This is a genomic window from Aquitalea sp., assembly GCF_030150775.1.
Classification (GTDB): domain Bacteria; phylum Pseudomonadota; class Gammaproteobacteria; order Burkholderiales; family Chromobacteriaceae; genus Aquitalea; species Aquitalea denitrificans.
This window is the reverse complement of record NZ_JASLFG010000003.1, coordinates 108,671-133,998: the sequence shown is the minus strand read 5'-3', so window position 1 is coordinate 133,998 and position 25,328 is coordinate 108,671. Positions and strand designations below refer to the sequence as shown.

The 25,328-nt window shown below is 59.0% G+C and carries 22 protein-coding genes; 20 read left to right on the top strand and 2 right to left on the bottom strand.

Annotation, left to right across the window (positions count from 1 at the left end; all coding sequences use genetic code 11):
- The first annotated feature begins 84 nt into the window (after nucleotides 1-84).
- From asd to QVF59_RS01310, 10 genes are all read left to right on the top strand, one after another.
- A complete protein-coding gene (gene asd / locus QVF59_RS01355) occupies nucleotides 85-1,191 on the top strand; it encodes an aspartate-semialdehyde dehydrogenase (RefSeq protein WP_287876914.1) in 1,107 nt (368 codons plus the stop codon).
- A gap of 138 nt (nucleotides 1,192-1,329) precedes the next feature.
- On the top strand, nucleotides 1,330-2,331 hold the full coding sequence (locus tag QVF59_RS01350) for an aspartate-semialdehyde dehydrogenase (protein WP_287876912.1): 1,002 nt from the start codon (nucleotides 1,330-1,332) through the stop codon (nucleotides 2,329-2,331).
- 153 nt (nucleotides 2,332-2,484) lie between these two features.
- Complete coding sequence (locus tag QVF59_RS01345) at nucleotides 2,485-4,836, top strand: motility hub landmark protein FimV (RefSeq protein ID WP_287876910.1); 2,352 nt, start codon at nucleotides 2,485-2,487, stop codon at nucleotides 4,834-4,836.
- Between the two features lie 159 nt (nucleotides 4,837-4,995).
- Nucleotides 4,996-7,689 (top strand): type IV pilus assembly protein FimV, encoded by a 2,694-nt coding sequence (locus QVF59_RS01340; protein ID WP_287876909.1) that lies wholly within the window; start codon nucleotides 4,996-4,998, stop codon nucleotides 7,687-7,689.
- 209 nt (nucleotides 7,690-7,898) lie between these two features.
- Nucleotides 7,899-8,687 (top strand): tRNA pseudouridine(38-40) synthase TruA, encoded by a 789-nt coding sequence (gene truA, locus QVF59_RS01335; RefSeq protein WP_287876908.1) that lies wholly within the window; start codon nucleotides 7,899-7,901, stop codon nucleotides 8,685-8,687.
- A gap of 1 nt (nucleotide 8,688) precedes the next feature.
- A complete protein-coding gene (locus QVF59_RS01330; protein WP_287876907.1) occupies nucleotides 8,689-9,312 on the top strand; it encodes a phosphoribosylanthranilate isomerase in 624 nt (207 codons plus the stop codon).
- Nucleotides 9,299-10,501 carry a tryptophan synthase subunit beta gene (gene trpB, locus QVF59_RS01325; RefSeq protein ID WP_287876905.1) on the top strand — a complete coding sequence of 401 codons (1,203 nt, stop codon included), beginning with the start codon at nucleotides 9,299-9,301 and terminating at the stop codon, nucleotides 10,499-10,501. Before QVF59_RS01330 ends, trpB begins: the two co-directional genes overlap by 14 nt.
- Before the next feature lie 18 nt (nucleotides 10,502-10,519).
- Nucleotides 10,520-11,308: a tryptophan synthase subunit alpha gene (gene trpA / locus QVF59_RS01320; RefSeq protein ID WP_159875639.1), complete on the top strand. Its 789-nt coding sequence runs from the start codon at nucleotides 10,520-10,522 to the stop codon at nucleotides 11,306-11,308.
- Nucleotides 11,309-11,391: 83 nt separating this feature from the next.
- A complete protein-coding gene (accD, locus tag QVF59_RS01315; protein WP_159875640.1) occupies nucleotides 11,392-12,261 on the top strand; it encodes an acetyl-CoA carboxylase, carboxyltransferase subunit beta in 870 nt (289 codons plus the stop codon).
- A gap of 110 nt (nucleotides 12,262-12,371) precedes the next feature.
- Nucleotides 12,372-13,763, top strand: a complete 1,392-nt coding sequence (locus QVF59_RS01310; RefSeq protein ID WP_287876902.1) for a D-2-hydroxyglutarate dehydrogenase — start codon at nucleotides 12,372-12,374, stop codon at nucleotides 13,761-13,763.
- 361 nt (nucleotides 13,764-14,124) lie between these two features.
- Here QVF59_RS01310 and QVF59_RS01305 read toward each other — a convergent pair whose 3' ends face one another.
- Together QVF59_RS01305 and tsaD are read right to left on the bottom strand one after the other, a co-directional pair.
- On the bottom strand, nucleotides 14,125-16,041 hold the full coding sequence (locus QVF59_RS01305) for an ATP-binding cassette domain-containing protein (protein WP_287876900.1): 1,917 nt from the start codon (nucleotides 16,039-16,041) through the stop codon (nucleotides 14,125-14,127).
- Nucleotides 16,042-16,083: 42 nt separating this feature from the next.
- Nucleotides 16,084-17,109, bottom strand: coding sequence for a tRNA (adenosine(37)-N6)-threonylcarbamoyltransferase complex transferase subunit TsaD (gene tsaD / locus QVF59_RS01300; protein WP_287876898.1), 1,026 nt, complete (start codon nucleotides 17,107-17,109; stop codon nucleotides 16,084-16,086).
- Between the two features lie 122 nt (nucleotides 17,110-17,231).
- On the opposite strand from tsaD, the gene QVF59_RS01295 reads away from it, so the two are divergent.
- The 10 genes from QVF59_RS01295 to flgJ all read left to right on the top strand — a co-directional run bounded on the left by QVF59_RS01295 (nucleotide 17,232) and on the right by flgJ (nucleotide 25,317).
- On the top strand, nucleotides 17,232-17,648 hold the full coding sequence (locus QVF59_RS01295) for an OsmC family protein (RefSeq protein WP_159880747.1): 417 nt from the start codon (nucleotides 17,232-17,234) through the stop codon (nucleotides 17,646-17,648).
- A 256-nt stretch (nucleotides 17,649-17,904) separates the two neighbouring features.
- The gene (flgB, locus tag QVF59_RS01290) at nucleotides 17,905-18,312 is read left to right on the top strand and encodes a flagellar basal body rod protein FlgB (RefSeq protein ID WP_159875643.1); all 408 of its coding nucleotides are present in this window, start codon (nucleotides 17,905-17,907) and stop codon (nucleotides 18,310-18,312) included.
- 2 nt (nucleotides 18,313-18,314) lie between these two features.
- A complete protein-coding gene (flgC, locus tag QVF59_RS01285) occupies nucleotides 18,315-18,725 on the top strand; it encodes a flagellar basal body rod protein FlgC (RefSeq protein ID WP_159875644.1) in 411 nt (136 codons plus the stop codon).
- A 15-nt stretch (nucleotides 18,726-18,740) separates the two neighbouring features.
- Nucleotides 18,741-19,442, top strand: a complete 702-nt coding sequence (locus tag QVF59_RS01280; RefSeq protein ID WP_287876894.1) for a flagellar hook assembly protein FlgD — start codon at nucleotides 18,741-18,743, stop codon at nucleotides 19,440-19,442.
- Between the two features lie 41 nt (nucleotides 19,443-19,483).
- The gene (gene flgE, locus QVF59_RS01275) at nucleotides 19,484-20,722 is read left to right on the top strand and encodes a flagellar hook protein FlgE (protein WP_159875646.1); all 1,239 of its coding nucleotides are present in this window, start codon (nucleotides 19,484-19,486) and stop codon (nucleotides 20,720-20,722) included.
- Between the two features lie 39 nt (nucleotides 20,723-20,761).
- Entirely contained in the window at nucleotides 20,762-21,502 is a 741-nt protein-coding gene (locus QVF59_RS01270) for a flagellar basal body rod protein FlgF (RefSeq protein ID WP_159875647.1), read from the top strand.
- 53 nt (nucleotides 21,503-21,555) lie between these two features.
- Nucleotides 21,556-22,338 carry a flagellar basal-body rod protein FlgG gene (gene flgG / locus QVF59_RS01265; protein WP_159875648.1) on the top strand — a complete coding sequence of 261 codons (783 nt, stop codon included), beginning with the start codon at nucleotides 21,556-21,558 and terminating at the stop codon, nucleotides 22,336-22,338.
- Between the two features lie 124 nt (nucleotides 22,339-22,462).
- Nucleotides 22,463-23,143, top strand: a complete 681-nt coding sequence (locus QVF59_RS01260; RefSeq protein ID WP_287876891.1) for a flagellar basal body L-ring protein FlgH — start codon at nucleotides 22,463-22,465, stop codon at nucleotides 23,141-23,143.
- 21 nt (nucleotides 23,144-23,164) lie between these two features.
- Nucleotides 23,165-24,262 (top strand): flagellar basal body P-ring protein FlgI, encoded by a 1,098-nt coding sequence (locus QVF59_RS01255; protein WP_159875649.1) that lies wholly within the window; start codon nucleotides 23,165-23,167, stop codon nucleotides 24,260-24,262.
- Between the two features lie 89 nt (nucleotides 24,263-24,351).
- Nucleotides 24,352-25,317, top strand: coding sequence for a flagellar assembly peptidoglycan hydrolase FlgJ (flgJ, locus tag QVF59_RS01250; RefSeq protein ID WP_159875650.1), 966 nt, complete (start codon nucleotides 24,352-24,354; stop codon nucleotides 25,315-25,317).
- Nucleotides 25,318-25,328 lie beyond the last annotated feature (11 nt).

Genomic DNA, 25,328 nt, shown 5'->3' with positions numbered 1-25,328 from the left:
ATGGGGTAATAAAAATACTTGGCCCGCTAACGCTTGCGTTGACGGGCCAATCGCAACTTTAGAGACAGATCCCAGGAGAAACCCGTGAAAGTAGGCTTTGTAGGCTGGCGTGGCATGGTTGGTTCCGTGCTGATGCAACGTATGCGTGAAGAGAACGATTTCGCTGTCATCAACGAACCGGTGTTCTTCACCACCTCCAATGTCGGCGGCAAAGGCCCGGACATCGGCCGTGATGTACCGGCGCTGAAAGACGCCAAGAACATCGACGAACTGAAGACAATGGACGCCATTGTCACCTGTCAGGGCGGCGATTACACCAGCGATATCTATCCGAAACTGCGTGCCGCCGGCTGGACTGGCTACTGGATCGACGCGGCCTCCACCCTGCGCATGGCTGACGATGCCGTCATCGTGCTGGACCCGGTCAACCGCAATGTGATCGACAGCGCACTGGCCAAGGGCGTAAAAGATTACATCGGCGGCAACTGTACCAACTCCATCATGCTGATGGGCATGGGCGGTCTGTTCCGTGAGGGTCTGGTGGAGTGGGTTTCCTCCATGACCTACCAGGCAGCCTCCGGCGGTGGTGCCAACCACATGCGCGAACTCATCAAGGGCATGGGCGTGGTACACGCTGCCGTGGCCGACGAACTGGCTACCCCGTCGTCCGCCATTCTGGAGATCGACCGCAAGGTGGCTGCCGCCATCCGTGAAGACGTGCCGACCGAATTCTTCGGTGCGCCGCTGGCTGGCGGTCTGATCCCGTGGATCGACAAGCAGCTGGACAACGGCCAGTCCAAGGAAGAGTGGAAGGGTCAGGCCGAAGTCAACAAGATCCTCGGCACCGACGCCACCATTCCGGTTGACGGCCTGTGCGTGCGCATCGGTGCCATGCGCTGCCATAGCCTGGCGCTTACCGTGAAGCTGAAGAAAGACCTGCCGCTGGAAGAAATCGAAGCCATCATCAAGTCTGGCAACGACTGGGTGAAATGGGTGCCGAACGACCGCGAAATCAGCGTCAAGGAACTGACCCCGGCTGCCATCACCGGCGGCCTGGAAGTTGGCGTGGGTCGCGTACGCAAGCTGAACATGGGTGGCGAATACCTGTCCGCCTTCGTGATTGGTGACCAGCTGCTGTGGGGCGCGGCTGAACCGCTGCGCCGTATGCTGCGTATCCTCATCGAACGCTGATTCGGGTTAAAATGGTCGATACGCTTTTTTAACCGGCATACAGCCGGGATCGACTACACTGCAAAGGGCGCTTCTCGCGCCCTTTGCTTTTGGCTGAGTTAAAATCAGCCTATTTCAGGAATGTAAGGATTTATTCGGATGATGCAGCTTGCTGTAGTAGGTGCCGCTGGCCTGGTTGGCCAATCTGTTCTCGAACTGCTGGCCGAACGCCAGTTCCCGGCAGAACGTGTGTTTGCCGTTGATGGCCCGGAACATGAGGCGTCTACCGTTGCTTATGGCAATCTGGAACTGGACATCCGTCAGCTTGATGAATTCGGTTTCGAGAATGTAGCGCTGGCCATTTTTGTCGCCGGCAGCGATGTGGCGCGCGAATATGTCCCGCAAGCCCGCGCCGCAGGCGTAACCGTGATTGACTTCAGCGATGCCTACCGCCTGGATGCCGAAGTGCCGCTGGTGGTGCCGTCAGTGAATGGTGCTCAACTGGAGGGCTTGGAGGCCGGGGCCCTGGTGTCCGCACCCAATTGCACGGTCACACCGTTGGCCATGGCTCTGCACCCCTTGCTGCCGCTGCAGCCGCGCCGCCTGACTGTTGCCACCTATCAGTCGGTATCCGGTGCCGGGCAAAAGGCACTGGAAGAGCTGGCCGAGCAAACAACTGCATTATTCTCGCAGCGAGAATCTGAAAATACAGTTTTTGCCAAGCGCATTGCCTTTAATGTGCTTCCGCAGATTGGCGACGTTGATGCGGATGGTACTTCCGCTGAAGAGCTTTCCCTGGTTAATGAATTACGCCGCCTGCTGCAGCAGCCTGCGCTGCAGGTAGAAGCCAGTTGTGTTCGCGTGCCGGTATTCTTTGGCCACTCTTGGGCAGTAAGCCTTGAAGTGGATGGGGATATTGATCTGCTACAAGTGCGTAATCGTCTGTTGGCGGCAGGATTGCAATTGATTTCTGCCGATCAGCACGGTGGCTACATTACGCCTATGGAGGCAACTGGTAATGGCGGCGTCTGGATTAGCCGCCTGCGCAAAACCGGAAATTCGCTCAGTTTCTGGTTGAGCGCAGACAATGTCCGGGTTGGTGCCGCACTCAATTGCGTTCTGTTGGCGGAGTCGCTGAATAAAGCCGGTGTGTTTGAATAATTGTAAAGCCCCGGCCAGTCCGGGGTTTTCTTGTTATGTTATCTAGCTAAAAGCTTTGCTAGGGCCTAATATGGCACTAGTTGCCAGTTGTGTGTCCGTGCGGGTAGAGCGGGCGAAATAAAATCAAGATAAATGAGTGCCGGAAGGTAGACTGTGAATAATCAGGCAAAATTCAAGCTGAGCGTACTGGCTGTCGCCATGGTGTGTTCGGCAAATGTATGGGCCGGTCTTGGCAGGATCAATGTACGATCCTTCCTGGGGGAGACCTTTCACGCAGATATCGAGTTGACCGGAGTTCGCTCGAGCGAGCTGGAAACCGCCCGTATCGGGCTGGCCAGCCCGGATACCTTTCGGGACTTGAATGTCGATTACAGCGGCAGCATGTCCGCATTGCGCTTTCACGTGGTTCCCTCCGCGCATGGTGCCGTCATCCGGGTCAGCTCTGCCGTCCCCATCAACGATCCTTACCTGCGCTTCGTTGTGGAAGCAAAGACCAGTTCCGGTCGTTCGGTACGCGAGTACACGGTGTTGCTTGATCCGGCGACATACAATGCGCCGCAAGCCAAATCCATCGTGCAGGACATGCCCCAATATGCCGAGGAGAATCTGTCCAGCCGCTATGCGGGTAAACCGGTCAGACCGGCGCATGCAATGATTCCGGGCGTGGTGCAAACCCGATCCGGCTCCACGCTGCGTGGCATGGCGGCACGAGTGAAGCCGGCAGGTGCATCGCTGGAGCAAACCATGGCAGCGCTGGTGCAGAATAACCCGCATGCCTTCAATGATGGCAATCCCAACAAGCTAAAAGCCGGTGTTACCCTGAAGGTGCCGACTGCGGGCAAGGTCAAGGCGCTGTCGGCTGATCAGGTCAGCACCATTCTGCATCCTGATGGTGCTGCTCCTGCAGCAGCCCAGCCGCCGGCAGCCGTACCGGCTACAGCCAAGCAGCCTGTAGCCAAAGGCAAGGGCACTGACGTGCTTAAACTGGTGCCGCCGGATGCCGCAGGCGGCCAGCCGGATGCCAAGCTTTCGGTATTGGAGCAGCAGGTAAGTGCCCGCGAGCAGTCGTTGAAAGATGCCGAAGCGCGTATTGCTGCACTGGAACAACAACTCAAGGCCATGCAAGGCGGCAAGCCGCAGGCATCGCAGCCAGATGCGGTGGTACAGGCCGCCTCGGTACCGGCTGTGGAGCCTGTTGTTCAGGCTAGTGCGCCGGTTGCCGCTGTGCCGGCCCCCAAGCCGGTTGTTGCACCCAAGCCGGTTACTCCCCCGCCTCCGCCGCCGGAACGTTCCTGGCTGGATGGCCTGATTGACAACCTGCCATTGATCGGTGGTGGCGTGGCGGGTGTCGGCCTTCTCGGTGCGCTTGGCGTGATGATTTCCCGTCGCCGCAAGGCTGCTGCAGGGTCTTCGCTGCAGCTGTCCGCCCAGGCCAATAATGCAGTATTGGGTCGCAATGCTGTGGGCAGCGGGCCCAGCTCGGTCAGTGGCGGCCACTCCTTCATGACCAATTTTACCCAGTCCTCCGGTGCGATTGATGCGGCAGAGGTTGACCCGGTAGCGGAAGCCGAAGTGTATATGGCCTATGGCCGTGATGCGCAGGCCGAGGAAATCCTCAAGGATGCGCTGGCCAAGGATCCGTCGCGCCAGGAAGTGCGCCAGAAACTGTTGGAACTGTATGCGGCACGCCCGGATGCAGGCAGCTTCGAGAAGCTGGCACGTGAATTCCACGTCAGCACCGATGGCAAGGGTCAGGCCTGGGCCAAGGTGGCTGCGATGGGGCTGGCTATTGATCCGGCCAATGCGCTGTACCAGCTTGCTGCAGATGACGTACCTGCAGAAAGTACGGCTGCTGCTGGCGATGGCGTGATCGATCTGGATCAGGAACTGTTTGGCGAGGCAGTGTCCGAGCCCGTTGTCGCCAAGCCTGTCGAGGCTGCCGCACCGGTTGCTGTCGATGATCCGCTGCGTGCCGCCCTGTTTGCCGAAGAAGAAGCAGTGACACCGGCACCGGCGGCAGAATCCAACCTGATGGATTTTGATCTGGATGCCGAACTGGCAGCTCTGGCACCAGCACCTGCCACCGAGCCGGAAAAGCCGGCTGCAGAGCCTGCTGCCGATACCAATCTGCTGGATTTTGATTTCAATCTGGATGGGCTGGCGAGCGATATCGAGCCGGCCAAAGCGGAAGAACCGGCTGTGGCAACGCTGGAATTACCATCGACACCAGCCGCAAGTGATGGTTTTGAATCGCTGTACGAAGACATGGTGGCTGCTACGCCGGCACCTGCTCCTTCTCCTACCGTACCTGCTGATGCTCCGGTTGCAGCCGAAGGCATGACGCTGCTGGACGACCCGTTGTCCACCAAGCTGGATCTGGCCAAGGTTTATCTCGACATGGGTGATCGCGACGGTGCAAGGGAAGTATTGCAGGACCTGGTCGGTGAGGCACAAGGCAGTCTGAAAGAAGAAGCCCAGGCTTTGCTGACCAAAATCAGCAGCTGAGGTAGCTCGGCTTGCTGATCGGGTTCAGCTTGTGATGCAGGCAGTGCGCAAGCACTGCCTTGCCGATTTTGCCGGTTTTATTTTGCATGGCACACGTTTAAGCCGGGTAGTTCATTAGCAATAAAACCTGCCAAAGCAGGAATCAGGGAAGTCCGTATCATGGCTTCAAGACATCGCATGACCTTGCTGGCCATCCTGTTGGCTGGCATGGGCTCTGCAGGATCGGCGCTGGCTGGCTTGGGGCCCATCCACGTACTGTCCTCGGAAGGTCAGCCTTTCGAGGCGGAAATTCCCGTGGTAGACGAGGATCCGCAAGGGAATGTGCTGGTCAGCCTGGCTGATCGCAACAAATATCCTCTGGTTTCCACCTACAGTCAGTCTGCTTCCGTATTGAAGTTTTCTGCTATCCGCAAGCCGGATGGCAGTATCCAGAAGATTCTGGTCAAGGGGCCTAGCCGTTTCGACGAGTCCCTGTTGCGTTTTGCCGTGGAAATGAGCTGGCCGGCAGGCCGGTTGGTGCGCGAGTTCGAGGTTGACTATCTGAGGGATGGTCCGCCGCGCAAGGACAAGCAGCCTGGTCACGACGATACGGTGAAGAAAACCGCAGTATCTCCCGACCAGATGCCACGTCTGAGCAGCCTGGGGTTGGGTGAACTGAAGGTAAAGTCCAAGCTGGGCGAACCGCTGGTGGCTGAACTGGAGTTGTTTGGCACCGCAGTAAAACAGACCGACAATGTCCACGTGGCATTGGCTGCTGACAGCTTGCAGGGTGCTCCCAGTGCCGAACAGCTGCAGTTGGTGGCCTCCATGTCCCATCAGTTGACCCGGTCTGCCGCTGGAAAATCCATGCTGCTGTTGCGCAGTACGCGGCCGTTGACCGAGCCTTTTCTTGCCTTCCGGCTGGACGTGGGCGCTGCCAATGTCCACGCGCAAAAACGCTATACGCTGCTGTTGGATCCGAACGGTTATACCGTCGAAGAGCACGCCTCTGATAGTGGCGATGCCGACAAGCCGGTGCGTAGCGTCGGCAAAGCACAGCCATTGAAGATATACCGGGTATTGCATGGCGATAGCCTGTCGCTGATTGCAGCCCGCATGAAGGGTGCTGGCAATCAGGCGGAAGCCGCCAGACGGTTGTATCGCGGCAATCCGGATGCCTTTATTGCCGGTGATGTCAATCGCCTGCGCGCCGGGACGGCACTGAAGTATCCGGCAGAGTGGCACATGGCCAATGCGGTCGCACCAGCCATGCATGCCAAGGCTGCCGAGCCTCAAGTGGCACCCCCGGCTGTTGCCAGCAGGGCGGATGCGTCGGTCAAGCCACTTGGCGGCCCCGAAACCATTACGCTCAAGCCCATGGTGAAGCCGCCTGCCGTGCAGACTAAAGCGGTGGCATCAGCGGCCAAACCGGTGGCTTCTGCTCCGCAGGTCGCGGCAGTCAAGGCAGTAACGCCAGGCAAGGCAGTTGAGAATGCCCAGGAGGCCAGGCTGAAAAACCTCCTGCAACGGCAGGACCAAGCATTGCAGCAGGCCCAGCAAAAAACCCAGGAGCTGGAACAGAAAATCCGTAATCTGCAGCTGGCCAAGGCAGCCGAAGCCAGTGCTGCTGCCATCGCCAGCCAGAACAAGGCTGTTGCCAGCCAGCCGGCAGACAAGGCCATCGTTGCGCATGCTGCTCCTGCCAGCGTTGCCGTGGCTGCGCCAGCAGCACCAGTTGCCGCGCAAGTCCCTGCTTCTGCGCCCACAGTGGCAAGCAGCAAGGCAGCACCGGCGTCTATACCCAAGCCAGTGGCAGTCAAGCCTCCGGAGGAGGCTGCGGCACCAAGCTTCCTGGTCGATGATGTGCTGACGGGGTTGCGCAACAACAGCACCATGATTGCTGGCGGTGCGGCCGTGGCTGCGCTGGCAGCCTTGTTGCTGGCTCAGCGTCGGCGTCAGCGCAAGATTGCCACGCCGGAAAGCAAGCCCGAAGGAAAGCCGGTGCCTGATAACGCTTCCTTGCTGACCATGGGGCCGCTTACCACCCTGATGAGTGGCATCAAGCGTGGCGAGGGGATTGATCTGGCTTCGGTGGATCTGATCGCGGAAGCCGAGGTGTATCTGGCCTATGGTCGTACCGATCAGGCACTGGAAATCCTCCGTGAAGGCCTGGTGCGCGAACCGATGCGGCAGGATCTGCGTTACAAGTTGCTGGAAGTGCTGGCAATCCAGTCGGACAAGGATGGCTTTGTGGCCGAGGCTACCACGGCGCGCGGCATTTTCGGCAAGGACAGCACACTGTGGATGCGGGTGTGCGAACTCGGTCGTACTCTGGTGCCAGACCATCCGCTGTTTGATGCGCGCCCGGCTCCGGCAGTGTCGCCGCTGGATCTTGAACCGGTGAGGGTGCAGGCTGCCGCTGATGTGCCTATGACCGCGGCTGCGCAGAATGTCGGCAGTGTGCCGGTAGACCTGGCCGCCGAACTGGGTGCACTGGAACCGCCGCCGGAAGAACCGCTGGCGATGGATTTCATTGAGAAAGAACCGGCGGGTCCGGCTCCCTTGCCGCCAGCTACCGGACAGAATACCGCCTTGAGCGGGCTGGATGCCTTTGCCTCACTGGGGGAGCAGGAACTGGAAAGCGTAGCGAATCAGGCAGCTGAGCCGATGCTGGACATGGATTTTCTATCCGATCTTCCCGAGTCGGTGAAGCTTGAGCCTCCGGTCAGCAAACCAGCCCCGGCAACGCCGGCTCCGGCCCCCACGCCGCAGTCCGAAGCCAATGACAAGATGGAGCTGGCCAAGCTGTATCTGGAAATGGGCGACAAGGAAACCGCCGAAGCGCTGATGAAGGAAGCAGGGCAGACTGTCTAGCTATTGGCGCAGGGAATCGACACGGGGATGCAGCAGCATCCCCGTTTTTCATGCCGCTACGGCCTGCTGTCAGCAGGGCTGCTGGACGTGGCTTCTTGAATGTCGGCATGGCGTAAACCACGCAGGATAGGGTAGAGTTGATGCTTTATCGCCCCGCTGACAGTCGCCTGTGCGCTGACTGCGGGAAGTTTTGCATGTAAGGTGTGGGCATGAGAATAGCGCTCGGCATCGAGTATGACGGCCGGGCATTTTCCGGCTGGCAGACTCAGCCGCATGGCAATACCGTCCAGGACAGATTGAATCAGGCCATCAGCCAGATTGCCGGACAAAAGATTACAACCCTGGCCGCCGGTCGAACCGATGCCGGTGTGCACGCCGCCATGCAGGTGGTGCATTTTGATACGACAACCGAACGGCAGCTGAATGCCTGGGTACGTGGCGTCAACGCGCTGCTGCCACCGGAAGTCGCTGTTGTATGGGCAAGGGAAGTGAGTGATGACTTTCATGCGCGGTTCTCGGCATTTTCGCGTTCCTACAGCTATTTCCTGCTGACCCACCCGGTGCGCCCCTGTCTGCTGGCAGGCAAGGTGGGTTGGTATCACCAGCAACTGGATGTGGATGCCATGCGCCGTGCTGCACGGTGTTTGTTGGGGCAGCATGATTTTTCCAGTTTCCGTGCTGCCGAATGCCAGGCCAAGAGCCCGCTCAAGCACTTGCAGCAGCTGGATATCAGCGAGCAGGGTGGCCTGATTCGTTTCGATCTGATGGCCGATGCCTTCCTGCACCACATGGTGCGCAATATCGTCGGCGCGCTGCTGTATGTCGGCAAAGGCAGCCTGGATGAGGCTGACCTGCAAGCCCTGCTGGCGGCACGCGACAGGACCCGGGCACCGCCCACCTTCATGCCGGATGGCCTGTATCTGACCGGGGTGGGCTATCCCGTGCAGTTTGCCCTGCCGACGCAGGCGGAACCGGCGCGCCTGGCTTTGTGGAGATGAAGTGACAGTCAGAATCAAGATTTGCGGTATTACCCGCCCGCAAGATGGTGCCGAAGCCGCCCGCCTGGGTGCCGATGCCATCGGTCTGGTGTTTTACCCGAAAAGCCCGCGCAATGTCAGCATCGCCCAGGCGCAGGCGGTGATTGCCGCCTTGCCGCCCTTTGTCAGCGTGGTGGCACTGTTCGTGAACCCGGAGCGCAACTGGGTGGAAGAGGTGCTGGCTGCCTGCAGCATCGACATCCTGCAGTTTCATGGTGAAGAAAGCGCAGAATTCTGCCGTTCTTTCCAGCGGCCTTATCTCAAGGCAGTACGGGTGAAGCCCGGGCTGGACCTTATGGCCGCAGCCGCCCAATACCCGGATGCGCGCGGTCTGTTGACCGATGCTTTTGTCGAAGGCGCGCACGGTGGCACCGGTACCACCTTTGACTGGACCTTGCTGCCAGCAAACCTGTCCCTGCCGTTGATTTTGTCCGGCGGGCTGGACGACAGCAATATAGAACAAGCCGTGGCCGCAGTGCGGCCGGCGGCGGTGGATGTTTCCAGCGGAGTGGAAGCAGCCAAGGGAATCAAAGATGCTGCCAGAATGGCAGCGTTCATATCAGGAGCAAGGCATGGAGCGGTATGATCTTCCGGATGCAAAAGGCCATTTCGGCCCGTATGGTGGTGTCTATGTTGCCGAAACCTTGATGGCGGCACTGGACGAGCTCAAGAACGAATACGAGCGCGTCAAGGCTGATCCCACCTTCTGGGAAGAGTTTCGCCACGAGCTGAAACACTATGTGGGCCGCCCCAGCCCCATCTACCATGCCAAGCGCTGGTCGGAACAACTGGGCGGTGCGCAGATCTTCCTCAAGCGCGAAGACCTCAACCACACCGGTGCGCACAAGATCAGCAATGCCATCGGTCAGGCTCTGCTGGCACGCCGCATGGGCAAAAAGCGCGTGATTGCCGAAACCGGTGCCGGCCAGCATGGCGTGGCCACCGCCACAGTGGCAGCCCGCTACGGCATGGAATGTTTTGTCTACATGGGTGCCGAGGACATCAAGCGCCAGTCGCCCAATGTCTTCCGCATGAAGCTGCTGGGTGCCACCGTGGTGCCGGTGGAGTCTGGCTCCAAAACCCTGAAGGACGCACTGAACGAAGCCATGCGCGACTGGGTCACCAATGTCGACAGCACCTTCTACATCCTGGGCACGGCAGCCGGCCCGCATCCTTACCCGATGATGGTGCGTGACTTCCTGTCGGTGATTGGCGAAGAGTCCAAGGAGCAAATGCCCGAAGTGGCTGGCCGCCAGCCGGATGTGGTGGTGGCCTGCGTGGGTGGCGGTTCCAACGCCATCGGCATGTTCTATCCCTACATCAATGTTGAGGGCGTGCGCATGGTCGGTGTGGAAGCCGGTGGTCACGGCATTGACAGCGGCCTGCATGCCGCCCCCATTTCCGGCGGGGCCGGTGTGGGTGTGCTGCACGGTGCCAAGAGCTATCTGATGCAGGATGCCAACGGCCAGGTGGTGGAAACCCATTCGGTGTCTGCCGGTCTGGATTACCCCGGCGTTGGTCCGGAGCACAGCTACCTCAAGGACATCGGCCGCGCCGAGTATGTTGCCATCGAGGACAAGGAAGCGCTGCAAGCCTTCCACGACTGCTGTCATCTGGAAGGCATCATCCCGGCACTGGAATCCAGCCATGCGCTGGCCTGGGCTGCCAAGGTTGCGCCCACCATGGGCAAGGACAAGGTGATTCTGGTCAACCTGTCCGGCCGTGGCGACAAGGACATCAATACCGTGGCCGGCCTGGCCGGTATCACGCTGTAATAAGGCGAAGGAAGGCTTATGTCACGTATTGCTGCATGTTTTGCCGCCCTGCAGGGCAAGAAGGCGCTGATTCCCTTCATTACCGCCGGTGACCCGCATCCGTCCCGCACCGTCGAGCTGATGCACGGCCTGGTGGATGGCGGTGCCGACATCATCGAGCTGGGCGTGCCGTTTTCCGATCCGATGGCCGACGGTCCGGTGATCCAGCGCGCATCGGAACGCGCACTGGTGCACAAGGTGGGCCTGCGCGATGTGCTGGCCATGGTGGCCGAGTTCCGCAAGAGCAATACCACCACCCCCGTAGTGCTGATGGGTTATCTGAACCCGGTGTTCGTCATGGGCTATACCGCCTTTGCCGAACAGGCTCACGCTGCCGGTGTGGATGGCGTGCTGACGGTGGACTGCCCGCCGGAAGAAGCGGCCGATCTGTCCGCCGCGCTGATCGCTGCCGATCTGGACCCGGTATTCCTGATTGCACCTACCACGCCAGAGGCGCGGGTGCGCGAAATCGCCCGTCACGCACGTGGTTATGTCTATTATGTGTCGCTCAAAGGCGTCACTGGTGCAGGAAATCTGGACATTGACGATGTAGCGCGTAAAATTGCCGCCCTTAGAGCACATATTCAGGTTCCCATCGGCGTTGGCTTCGGCATTCGCGATGCCGCTACTGCCAAGGCCATCTCCGTGACAGCCGATGCGGTGGTGGTAGGGAGCCGTCTGGTGCAGGAAATTGAGGCGGCTACAGAACAAACTGCCAAAGAGCGGTTGACCGGTCTGGTAGCGGAGTTGAAAGCTGCCATTCTTTAAGGAACACGCAAACGGGGTGGCAACAGCCCGTTTTACTGACAACCAGGCCTGTTCGGCCTGGTTGTGTTGAGCAAGGAGTCAGCATGAGCTGGTTGAACAAGCTCCTGCCGCCGAAGATCAAGCGCGATTCCCGCGCTGACAAGCCTTCAGCGGTACCGGAGGGGCTGTGGAGCAAGTGCCCGGCATGTGAAGCCGTACTGTATTACACCGACCTGGAGAGCAATCTGCAGGTTTGTCCGAAATGTAATCATCACCATCCGCTGAATGCCCGTCAGCGTCTGGATATGTTTCTGGATGACGAAGGCCGTCGCGAGATCGGTAGCGAGATCAAGCCGGTAGATATTCTCAAGTTCAAGGATGGCAAGCGCTATCCCGATCGCCTGGCAGCGGCGCAAAGCAGCACCGGCGAAGACGATGCGCTGGTGGTGATGCAAGGCAGCATCCACTCCATGCCTGCCGTAGTGGCAGCCTTTGAATTCCGTTTCATCGGCGGTTCCATGGGTTCGGTGGTGGGTGAGCGTTTCGTGCGTGGCGTACAAGCCGCCATCGAAGCCAAGGCACCGTTCATCTGCGTGGCGGCGTCCGGTGGTGCGCGCATGCAGGAAGGCCTGAACTCGCTGATGCAGATGGCCAAGACCAGTGCTGCGCTGCAATTGCTGACCGATCACCAGCTGCCTTTCATTTCGGTACTGACTGATCCGACCATGGGCGGTGTTTCTGCTTCCTTCGCCTTCCTGGGGGATGTAGTGATTGGCGAGCCGGGCGCACTGATCGGCTTTGCCGGCCCGCGCGTGATCGAACAGACCGTACGGGAAACCCTGCCGGAAGGCTTCCAGCGTTCCGAATTCCTGCTGGAAAAGGGTGCCATCGACATGATCGTTGATCGCCGCGAACTCAAGCGCAAGGTTGCCGAGCTGGTAGCCATGCTGCAAAGACAGCCAGCCGTCGCCTGAGCGACTGCGCTCCAGGATCAAGCCGCTTCCACCGGAAGCGGCTTTTTTCATGGCAGACGACTGTGCTAGGCTGGCGGTCTGCCGAATTTCTTGTCTACCGAAAGCGCCCCGTGCTTACCGTCTCCCAGTTGACCAGCCTGCAAGCCATTCTGCCTGTCGACCGCATCCATCTTGATGCCAACATGTGCAAACGCTATGGCCAGGACTGGACGCGCTACACCACGCCACAGGCAGCGGCCATCGTGTTTCCCGTCAGTATTGAAGAAGTGCAGGCGCTGGTGCGCTGGGCCAATGTGGCCGGTGTGGGCATTGTGCCTTCTGGTGGCCGTACCGGCCTGTCTGGCGGTGCTGTTGCCGCGCAGGGCGAGGTAGTGGTGTCGCTGGAGCGCATGAACCGGATTGACGGTTTTGATCCGCTGGCGCGCACCGTACGCTGCCAGGCCGGGGTGATCACCGCCGCGCTGCAGCAGTTTGCCACCGACAACGGTCTTTACTACCCGGTGGACTTTGCCTCCAGTGGCTCCAGCCAGATCGGTGGCAATATCGCCACCAATGCAGGCGGTATCCGGGTGGTGCGCTATGGCATGACGCGGGAGTGGGTGGCCGGCCTCACGGTGGTGACCGGTAGCGGCGAAGTGCTGGAGTGCAATCTGGGCCTGGCCAAGAACAATACCGGCTACGACTTCCGTCACCTGTTCATCGGCTCGGAAGGCACGCTGGGGCTGGTGGTAGAAGCCACCATGCGCCTGACCGATCCGCCGCCGGCCACCACGGTGCTATTGCTGGCCTTGCCCAGGCTGGAAGACATCATGGCGGTGTTTCACGCCTTCCGCAGCGCGCTCACGCTGCAGGCCTTCGAATTCTTTTCCGATCTGGCACTGACCCATGTGCTGGCGGCTGAGCATGCAACAGCGCCGCTGGCAGAGCGGCAGCCTTTCTATGTGCTGCTGGAGCTGGAAGCCCCGACACCGGATGCCGAAGAGCAGGCCCTGCAGCAGTTTTCCCGCTGTATGGAGCAGGGCTGGGTGACCGATGGCGTGCTGGCACAGTCGCAGCAGCAGGCCAAGGCGCTGTGGCGCTTGCGTGAGGGCATCAGCGCTGCCATTACGCCGTTTACCCCGTACAAGAATGATATTTCCGTGCTGGTTAGCCAGCTACCGGTGTTTGTTACCCGGCTACAAGCCTTGTTGACGCGGGACTATCCGGATTTCGAGGTGTTGTGGTACGGCCATATCGGCGATGGCAATCTGCATATCAATGTACTGAAGCCGGTTGATTGGGCGCTGGCAGATTTCCAGCATGCCTGCGAGCAGGTGAATGAGCAGGTGTTTGCACTGGTGGCTGAGTTTGCCGGCAGCATGTCGGCCGAGCATGGCGTGGGCTTGCTAAAGCGTGACTATCTGGCGGTGACGCGCTCGGCAGCGGATATTGCGCTGATGCGCGGGGTGAGGGCGGTATTTGATCCGAATGGCATCATGAATCCGGGAAAACTGCTGGCTTGATCACTGTACGGCAGCGTGGTGAACCGTGGCTGGTAAGTGGGTATCCATATGGTATTTTTATTCAGAATATGGACAATTACCTGTCAATGAAAAATATAAATAATCAAATAAAAACAACAGCTTGTAGTTAGTTGTTGATTTGCCGTATTAGCGTGCTGAGGATAAGAGCGAATAGCTGACCATTTTGTCCGGTTCTGCCTTTTTTCTAGGCAGTGCCAGCAAGTAGCTCACGGCAAAAGACTTTTTTTATTTGTTCAATACTTATCCACAGAGTTATCCGCTGATTGCTGTGGATAATTGCAGCCAGCTGCAAGGACCATGTCATGGCAGTCATGGCCACAGTCCTTGTTGTTAGCCGGTTTCAGCTGTCCTGCGTGCTGCTGTTTTCCAGCGTTTCCAGCTCTTCCTGCAGCAGCATCCAGTCTTCTTCTACCTGCGCCAGTTCGCTGCTGACCACGCCCAGGCGTTTGACTGCCTCGGCCAGCTTGCCCTTGTTGGCGTCGGAGTAGGCTTCTTCACCGGACATGAAGGCATCCAGCTGGTTTTTCTCGCTACTCAGCTGTTCCAGCTGCTTTTCCAGCTTGGTGAGCTTGCTTAGCAGCGGTTTTTTCAGCTGGGCCAGTTTCTGGCGGGCTTCGGCTTCCTGGCGCTTTTGTTCCTTGCGGTTGACCAACTGGGCGTCACCGCTGGAGGGCTTGTTGCCCTCGGCAAGCTGGGACAGCCGCCACTGACGGTAGTCTTCCAGATCGCCATCAAATGGCTTGACCGTGCCGTCGCTCACCAGCCAGAACAGATCGGTAGTGGACTCCAGCAAGCTGCGGTCGTGCGAAACCACAATCAGCGCACCGGAGAAGTCCTGCAAGGCCAGCGTCAGTGCGTGGCGCATTTCCAGGTCCAGGTGGTTGGTGGGTTCGTCCAGCAGCAAGAGATTGGGCTTTTGCCAGACGATCATCGCCAGCGCCAGACGGGCTTTTTCGCCACCGGACATCGGGCCGACCAGATCGGTGGCACTGTCGCCACGGAAGTTGAAACCGCCCAGAAAGCTGCGCAGTTCCAGCTCGCGCACCGTCGGGGCCAGCCGCTGCATGTGCTGCAACGGCGATTCAACCTCGCGCAGGGTTTCCAGCTGGTGCTGGGCAAAGTAGCCAATCTTCAGCGTTTGCGCCTTGATCACCTCGCCAGCCTGCTGCGGCAGATCGCCCGCCAGCAGTTTCACCAGCGTGGATTTACCGGCACCGTTCACCCCCAGCAGGCCGATGCGGCTGCCGGCTTCCACCGACAGCGACAGCCCGCGCAAGATGGTGCTGCTGCCATAGCCGATATCCACCTTGTCCAGCCGCAGCAGCGGGTTGGGCAGGTTGTCCGGGCTGTCGAAATGGAAATCAAACGGCGAGGCAATATGGGCCGGGGCAATGCGCTCCAGCTTTTCCAGCGCCTTTACCCGGCTCTGTGCCTGCCTGGCCTTGCTGGCCTTGGCCTTGAAGCGGGTGATGAAGGATTCCAGATGGGCAATCTGGCGTTGCTGCTTGTCAAACTCGCCTTGCTGGCGTGCCAGTTTTTCCGCGCGCATGGTTTCAAACTGGCTGTAATTGCCGGTGTAGAGCGTCAGGGTCTGGTTGGCCACTTCGGCAATATGGCTGCAGATGCTGTCCAGGAAGTCGCGGTCGTGCGAGATGATCAGCAAGGTGCCCGGATAGCTTTGCAGCCAGTCTTCCAGCCACAGCACGGTTTCCAGGTCCAGGTGGTTGGTGGGCTCGTCCAGCAGCAGCAGGTCGGAGCGGCACATCAGCGCCTGGGCCAGGTTCAGCCGCATGCGCCAGCCGCCGGAGAAACTCTTCACCGGGTTGCGGTGCGCTTCCACGGCAAAGCCCAGGCCGGTCAGCAGTTTGGCAGCGCGGGCCGGGGCGGAATAGGCCTCGATGCGGGCTAGCTCTCCGTGCAGATGACCAATGGCACTGCCATCGTCACTTGCCTCGGCGGCGGCCAGTTCGGCTTCCAGCTGGCGCAATTCCTGATCGCCATCCAGCACATAGTCGATGGCGGCGGTGTCCAGTGCCGGGGTTTCCTGCGCCACGTGTGCCATCACCCATTGCTTGGGAATGTCGGCATCGCCGGCATCGGCGTGCAATTCACCCTTGAGCAGGGCAAACAGGCTGGACTTGCCCACGCCGTTGGCACCGACCAGGCCGGTTTTATACCCCGGGTTGAGGGTGAGGCTGGCGTTGACCAGCAAGTCTTTCAGCCCGCGACGCAGGCTGAGGTTTTTCAATTGGATCATGTCGGGTTTCTGCGCGGCACAGCGCGCTGTGCCGACGGGATATTAAGCAGCGGGAAGGGTGGACAGATCCCAGCGCGGTTTGATGGAGTAGCTGCCCGGTGCGGTGGCGTGTTTCAGGCGCATGGCACCGGCAAAGGCAATCATGGCACCATTGTCGGTGCACAGCGCCAGCGGCGGGTAGTACACCTCCAGCTTGCGGCGGCTGGCGGCCTGATCCAGCGCGGCACGCAGCTGTTTGTTGGCACCGACACCGCCGGCTACCACCAGCTTTTTCATGCCGCTCTGTTTCAGCGCCTTGAGCGATTTGCTGACCAGCACCTCGACAATGGCTTCCTGGAAGGCGCGGCAAATGTCCTTGCGGGTTTGCTCGTCAATCTGGCCGTGCTCGGCCTCCACTTGCTTGCTCAGGGTGAGCACGGCGGTTTTCAGGCCGGAGAAGCTCATGTCCAGGTTGTCACTGTGCAGCATGGGGCGCGGCAGGTTGAAGCGTGTCGGGTCGCCTTCTTCTGCCAGGCGTGACAGCAGCGGGCCGCCGGGGTAGGGCAGGCCCAGCAGCTTTGCCGTCTTGTCAAAGGCTTCGCCGGCGGCGTCGTCCAGCGTTTCGCCCAGCACTTCATACTGGCCGATCCCATGCACTGCCATCAGCTGGGTGTGGCCGCCGGAAACCAGCAAGGCAATGAAGGGGAATTCCGGGCGCGGGTCGGCCAGCAGCGGCGACAACAAATGACCTTCCAGATGATGCACGCCAATCACCGGAATGTTCAGGCCGAAGGCCAGCGCATTGGCCACACTTGCCCCCACCATCAGCGCACCGCCAAGGCCGGGGCCCTGGGTGTAGGCAATGGCATCCACATCGGCCAGGGTTTTGCCGGCGTCGGCCAGGCAGGCTTCGGTGAGCGGGATGACGCGGCGGATATGGTCGCGGCTGGCCAGTTCTGGCACCACGCCACCGTATTCGGCGTGCATGGCCATTTGCGTATGCAGTTGGTGGGCAACCAGGCCCGCCGTGAGGTCGTACAGTGCAACGCCGGTTTCGTCGCACGATGATTCGATTCCAAGTACCAGCATGATGGCTTTATAACAGGGCAATCTTTCCATTTTACCGGCTAATCTTTGTCTGCCCAAATCGGGAATGATAGTCTGTGGCGATCTGGCGCATCAGCGCGCAACAAAACATGAAGGGACAGGCAGTGAAAGCAAGGCTGAAATGGGTGGATGGCGTGTGTTTCATGGGTGAGAGCGGCAGCGGTCACGCGGTGGTGATGGATGGAGCGCCGGAAGGCGGTGGTCGCAATCTGGGCCCGCGACCAATGGAATTGCTGTTGCTGGGGACTGCCGGCTGCACCAGCTATGACGTGATTTCCATCCTGAAGAAGTCGCGCCAGCAGGTGACGGACTGCTGGGTGGAAATGGAAGCCGAACGAGCCGATACCGAACCCAAGGTGTTCACCAAAATCCATTTTCATTTTGTGGTGACCGGGCGTGAACTGAAGCCGGAAGTGGTGGAACGTGCCATCAAGCTGTCGGCAGAAAAATACTGCTCGGCTTCCATCATGCTGGGCAAGACCGCTGACATTACGCACGATTTTGAGGTGCGCGCCGACTGAGCCAGCGCCAGGGCGTGCAGTGTGCCCTTTGTTATCAGATAAGGCCGCCGATGCCATCAGGTGTCGGCGGCCTTGTTTTTGCCGGTGGCGGCAGCCGGTAATGAGCGGCGGCAAAACTTGCCGCTCTGTGCAGCCCAGTCTGGTGATGGATGGGGTGTTGCATGTGTTTCAGTCAATAAAATCAGGCATCTACGGGTTTTTCCATTGCTGGCATGATTCCTGCTATGGATCGGGACGCATCCAGGGAGAAACGGTCATGTTGGACAAGATTGGCAAGGAATTCGATTTTCAGCAGCGAGCGCTGAATCTGCGCGCTTACCGCCAGGAAGTCATTGCCAGCAATATCGCCAACGCCGATACCCCCAATTACAAGGCTGTGGATTTCGATTTCAAGCAGGCATTGCAGTCGGCACAGGGTGGTCAGAGCAAGCTGGCGATGAATGTGACCGATGCCCGTCATTTGCCGGGCGATGCTGCTGGTGCTGCCGGCAAGCCCTCGGTGCAGTATCGCAATGCCGTGCAGCAAAGCCTGGACGGTAACACGGTGGACATGGATGTGGAGCGTGCGGCCTTTGCTGATAACGCGCTGCAGTACCAGTCCACGCTCACTTTCCTGAGCAAGCGTATTTCCAGCCTGAACAGCGCCATTACCGGAGGTCAGTAAGCATGTCGCTAGCCAATATCTTTGCCATTTCCGGTTCTGCGCTGACGGCACAATCCATGCGGCTTAACGTAGTGGCCAGCAATATTGCCAATGCGGAAAGCGCCACCAGCTCCACGGGTCAGCCCTACAAGGGGCGCCATGTGGTATTTACCGCATTGCCGGTGAATGCATCGCAGCCGCAGGTGGCTGGCGTGCGGGTGACTTCCATCGTGGAAGACCAGACGCCACCGCGCCTGAAGTATGACCCCAGCAACCCTCTGGCGGACGAGAAGGGTTATGTGAACATGCCCAATGTCAATCCGGTCGAGGAAATGTCAGACATGATTTCCGCTTCGCGCTCGTATCAGACCAATGTGGAAATGATGAATACCGCCAAGAGCCTGCTGCAGAAAACCCTGCAGCTGGGCCAGTGATGAAAGGCCAGTGCCATGACCAGCTCGGTTAATTCCTCGTCCAATCCGTATGCAGTACTGAATGGCAGCTCCAGTGGTGCCACCGGTACCAGCTCGACCAATGCCAACACTGACACCAGTGCGCAGGGGATTCAGGACCGTTTCCTGAAGCTGCTGGTAACCCAGCTGCAGGCACAGGATCCGATGAATCCGATGGACAACAGCCAGATCACCAGTCAGATGGCGCAGATCAGCCAGGTTTCCGGCATGCAGACCCTGAACACCGCCATGCAGAGCCTGGTGCAGTCGCAGGCAGCCAATCAGTCGCTGATGGCGGCTTCCATGATTGGCAAGCAGGCGCTGGTGCCTGGCAGTGCGCTCAATATGACCAGTGGCAGCTCGGTGCAGGGTGCGGTAAGCCTCAGTGGTGCTGCCACCGACTACACCGTCAGCATCAAGGATGCCAACGGCAATGTGGTGGATACGCTTACGGTGAAGAGCCCAAGCACGGGTCTGAATTCCTTCAATTGGGATGGCAAGGATGCCAATGGCAATCAGTTGCCCAGCGGCAAATACACTTTCAGCGCACAGGCTACCAGCGCCAGTAGCACGGCAGTCACGGCAACGCCCTATGCCAATCAGGCGGTGACCGCAGTCAGCTGGGCTAGCGGTTCGCCGCAGCTGATCATGAAGGACGGTACCAGCGTCGGCTTGGCCAACGTGGCGCAGTTGTCTTAAATCCAGGTCATTAGTGCAATCAGGTTTCGGGGAGTAGCAACATGGGTTTTCAACAAGGTCTGAGTGGTCTGAATTCGGCATCCTCGCAGCTGGATACCATTGGCAACAACGTATCCAATGCCAGCACGGTGGGTTTCAAGAGTTCGCGTACCGAGTTCAGTGATCTGTTTTCCACCAGCTTTTACGGCGTAGCCAATACCAGTGCCGGTATCGGCTCGCAGGTGAATGCGGTGACCCAGTCTTTCAGTGCCGGCAACATCACGCCCACTGGCCGCAGCCTGGATCTGGCCATTAACAACAATGGCTTTTTCATCATGCGGCAGAACCCCACCTCCACCACCGGCTCGCTGGCCTATACCCGTAACGGCCAGTTCCAGGTGGACAAGGATGGTTACATCGTCAATGGCAACGATCGCCTGCAAGGCTGGATGGCCAATAACGGCGTGGTAACCCAGGGCCCGGTGACCGACCTCAAGCTGCAGACCAACCTGATTTCGCCGGCAGCCACCACCAAGGTCACCATGGGTGTCAACGTCGATTCGCGTCTGACCACGCCTACCGTCACCCCGCTGAATCCGACCAATACCAATACCTTCAACTGGTCCAATGCGGCACAGGTGTACGACAGCCTGGGTAATCAGCACAATCTGACCCTGTATTACGTCAAGGGAACGGCAACCGCCACTGGCACGCCGTGGACGGTGACTGCCTATGTGGATGGTAATCCGGCCAGTGGCACCAACACCTATACCATGAATTACGACACCTCCGGCAACCTGACCAATACCACGCCGTTTAGTGTCACCTTCAGCCCCACGCCGGTAAATGGTTCTTCCTCGCCGGTTACCCTGAGCATTGATTACACTGGCTCCACTCAGGTGGCCCAGGCTTCCGGCACCCCGACCGAAACGGTTGATGGCTATGCGCCGGGCACGCTGAGTAGCATGAATATCGACACCCACGGCAATATCATGGCCAGCTTTTCCAATGGTCAGAACAAGATCATCGGGCAGGTGGCCCTGGCCACCTTCACCAATGCGCAAGGCCTGCAGAACGAAGGCGGCAACCGCTGGCAGCAGACGCTGGCATCCGGTGTACCGGCCTACAATGCGCCGGGCTCGGGCAATTCCGGTACCGTACAATCGCAGGCACTGGAGGATTCCAACGTCGACCTGACGGCGGAGCTGGTCAACATGATCACGGCGCAGCGCTTCTATCAGGCCAACGCCCAGACCATCAAGACCGAAGACACCTTGATGCAGACCATCATCAATCTGTAATCAATACTGAACAGAGCAGCCTGAGGAAGCGGGGAATCAATGGATAAGATGTTGTACCTGGCCATGACCGGTGCCAAGCATATCGATTTGCAGCAGGCAACCACGGCCAATAATCTGTCCAATGCCAATACCAACGCATTCAAGGCCGATCTGGCGTCTTTCCGCGCCTTGCCGGTAGTCGGACCGGGCGCTCCCACCCGTACCTATGTGGTCGACAATACCATTGGCCATGACATGAGCCAGGGTAGTCTTATGCACACGGGTAGCCCCAGCGACTTCGCTCTGGGTTCTCCCGGCTTCTTTGCCGTACAGGCATCGGATGGCAGCGAAGCCTATACCCGCGATGGTGGTTATATTCTGGACGCCAACGGAATGATGCGTACCCGCAGTGGTCTGCCCATCAGCGGTGATGGCGGCCCCATCACGGTTCCTGCCGGCTATCAGGTGCAACTGGGGCAGGATGGTTCGGTGGTGGGCGTGCCGCAGAATGGCAAGGATCGCACACCGCAGCTGCTGGGGCAGATCAAGCTGGTCAATCCGGGTAACAAGGAAGTGTACAAAGGTCCGGATGGGCTGTTTCGCATGAATAGCGGTGACAATGCCACGGCAGATACCAACGTCAAGCTGGTGCCGGAAACGTTGGAAGCCAGCAATGTGAATGCCGTGGAAAGTCTGGTGCAGATGATTTCCCATGGTCGTCAGTACGACATGAACATCAAGCTGATGACCAATGCTGACCAGAACGACCAGAAAGCCACCCAACTGCTGGCCATGGGCTAAGTGCCGCACCCCGCCATACTGAAAACAAACAAGAATTCTGAGGAAACACCGCTATGATGCGTGCGCTTTATGTTGCCAAAACCGGGATGGATTCCAGCCAGTTCAACCTGGATGTGATCTCCAACAACCTGGCCAACGTCAATACCGTCGGTTTCAAGCGTGGGCGCGCCATTTTCGAGGATCTGTACTATCAGACCCTGCGTCAGCCGGGTGCACAGCTGGCTGATGGCAGCACCACGCCGACCGGCTTGCAGGTTGGTACCGGTGCCACTGCCGTAGCCACAGCCAAAAACTTCACCCAGGGCAATATGACGCAAAGCAGCCAGCCGCTGGACTGGGCCATCACCGGTGATGGTTTCTTCCGCATCCAGCGTCCGGATGGTACTACGGCATACACCCGCGATGGCGAATTCAAGCGCAACTCCAGCGGCGACATCGTTACCTCCGATGGTTATCAGCTGAACCCCAATATCAATATTCCCAGCACGGCTTCGCAAATTACCGTTTCCACCGCTGGTGTGGTGCAGTACTTCCTGCCCAATAATCCGGCACCGCAAACTGCCGGCACCATCCAGCTCACCACCTTCATCAACCCGCAAGGTCTGGAGAGCGTGGGCAATAATCTGTACCTGCAAAGTGCCTCCTCGGGCGATCCGCAGGATGGCGATCCGGGTACCGACAGCCGCGGACAGGTCATGCAGGGCTTTCTGGAAGGCTCCAACGTGAATGTGACTGAAGAACTGGTCAACATGATTACCGCCCAGCGGTCTTTTGAAATGAATTCCAAGGCCATCACCACGGCGGACCAGATGCTGCAGAAACTGACGCAGATGTAAGGCAGATAATACCCGGCAGCCGCGCAGGCAATGCCCTGTAGGCATTATCCCGCAGTTTTGCAGGGAGCAATTAAGGGCTGGAATCGCGTTTCAAACCGGTACGCGAGCTAGGAGGAGGGGCAAGATGAACATACTGAAATGGATGATGCTGGGCCTGGTGGCCGTGCTGGCCGGGTGTGCAGCCCAAGAGCCCCCGCTGGTAACCCTGCCGATGACGGCTAGACCGCAGCCGCAGGCCGCCACCTTGCCTGCCAATGGCTCCATCTTCCAGTCGGGCAGCTACCGTGCCATGTTCGAGGACAAGATGCCGGCGCTGGTGGGTGACACGCTTACCATCAACATCCAGGAAAAGTCCTCCACCTCGCAGTCGGAACAAACCACGGCCACCCGTTCTTCGGCCTTGTCGGACACCATCTCCAGCGGCATGCAGCTGCCCTTCGTTCCCGGCAGCCTCACCAAGGGCTTGGGGGCATCGCTCAATGGTAGCGGTTCGGCCAGCAACACCGGCAAGGGAACCAACCAGGTGGCCACTACTTTTGTCAGCTCAATCACCGTGACGGTGATTGAAGTGCTGTCCAACGGCAATCTCATTGTCAGCGGCGAAAAGGTGGTGCGCATCAATGGCGATACCGAATCCATCCGTCTGTCCGGTGTGGTCAATCCGCGGGACATCGCCGCCGATCGTTCGGTGTCCTCGCTCAAGGTGGCCGATGCTCGTATCGAGCAGGAAACCAAGGGTAATAACCGCCTGTATAATGAGCCGGGTTGGCTGGCCAAGTTTTTCCTCAGCATCATTCCCATTTGATGGCCAGGACTGGATGACATCATGAAAAAATTCCTGCTTGCATTGACTTGCCTGATGCTGGGGGCGCAAGTGCTGGCGGCTGAGCGTCTGAAAGACATCACCAATATCGCTGGTGTGCGCTCCAACCAATTGCTGGGCTATGGCTTGGTGGTAGGGCTGGATGGCAGCGGTGACAAGGTGACTTCTTCGCCGTTTACCGGCCAATCCCTGTCCAACATGCTGACCCAACTGGGCGTGCAGATTCCGCCGGGTACCAAGGTTGACCCCAAGAACGTGGCGGCAGTCAGCCTTACCGCAACCCTGCCGCCGTTTGCCCGCAAGGGGCAGGCGCTGGATGTGACGGTGTCGTCCATTGGCGATGCCAAAAGCTTGCGTGGCGGCACCTTGCTGCTGTCGCCGCTAAAAGGTGCGGATGGCCAGATCTACGGCATGGCCCAGGGTAATGTACTGGTTGGCGGAGCGGGAGCCTCTGCCGGAGGCAGCAAGGCACAGATCAACCAGCTCAGTGTGGGGCGTATCGCCGGTGGTGCCACGGTGGAGCGCGAAGTGCCTACCGCGCTGGGAAGTGGCGAATTCATCAACCTGGAATTGCAGGAAGCCAATTTCACCATGGCCAATCGCGTGGTGCAGGCCATCAACAAGGCTTTTGGCAGTGGCACTGCTCGTGCGGTGGATGGTGGCATGGTGGAAGTCCGTGCGCCTTTTGATTCCAATCAGCGGGTACAATTTTTGTCGCGGATGGAAAATCTTGCCGTTGACCCGGCAGAAGTTTCCCCTCTGGTCATCATCAATGCCCGAACCGGCTCCATCGTGATGAACCAGGCCGTGCAGCTGGAACCTTGCGCCATTGCCCATGGCAACCTTACCGTCACCATCAGCAACAACCCGCAGGTCAGCCAGCCACCAGCCTTGTCCGGTGGTCAGACCGTGGCCACCAATCAGGCTAATGTCAGTGTCACCAGCGATGGCGGCAAGGTGCTGAAAGTGGCCAAGAGCGCCAATCTCAACCAGGTTGTCTCTGCGCTCAATGCTCTGGGGGCAACCCCGCAAGACCTGATCTCCATCCTGCAGGCAATGAAGGCAGCCGGTTCGCTGAGGGCGGATCTGCAGATTATCTGAGCCCGGTGTTAATTGCTGAAAAGGCCCCGCTTGCGGGGCCTTTTTGTATTGGCCCGCTTTTTGCTATGTAGGCGGGCAAGGAGCGATAAATGACGACGCAGTTTTCCAATACCTATTCGGCAGCCGATGCCATGAACCAGCAACTGGCGGTAGATCCTACCCAGATGTCCAGTCTGCGTTCGCGTATGGCCAAGGATCCCAAAGGGGCTGCCAAGGAAGCTGCGTCACAGTTTGAAGCCCTGCTGATGGGTACCATGCTCAAAACCATGCGCCAGACCAAGTTTGACGACGAGCAGGATTCAGACATGGATACCTACCGCGGCATGCTGGATCAGCAGATGGTGCAGTCACTCAGTCGTGCTGGCGGTATGGGAATTGCCAATCTGGTGTACAAGCAAATTGCCAAGCAAGCCGGTTTCGATCCGGGACAGGATGCAACAGCGTTACGCCCAGCTTCATCCGGTCCGGTATTGCCGGCCCGTTTCAGTCAGTCCAGCGGTCTGAAGGCCTATCAAGCCGCACAGAACGAAGCGATAACCGCTGGTAGCGCTACTGGCATCCCGGCAAGTAGCAGTACGGGTAGCAGCGATGGCAAGGGTTTTGTGCAGGGCATGTTGCCACATGCGCGTACGGCTGCCGCCCAGTTGGGGGTGGCACCGGAATTCGTGGTGGCACATGCAGCGCTGGAAAGCGGCTGGGGCAAGCGTGCCATTCGTAATGCCGATGGCAGTGATTCGCACAATCTGTTCGGTATCAAGGCAACGGGTGACTGGCAGGGCAAATCCACCAGTATCACTACCACCGAATATGTAAACGGCACCGCGCAGAAGAAAGTGGAGAAATTCCGCTCCTACGATTCGTATGCCGATGCCTTCAGTGACTATGCGCGCATGCTGAAAGACTCGCCGCGGTATCAGGCAGCACTCAACCAGGGACGCAATGTCGCCGGCTTTGCCCAAGGGCTGCAAAACGGTGGCTATGCCACTGATCCGCGCTATGCCCGCAAACTGGTGGATGTGGCAGCCTCGCTGGCACAACAAGCAGTTCGGTCTTGATTAAAGTTTCA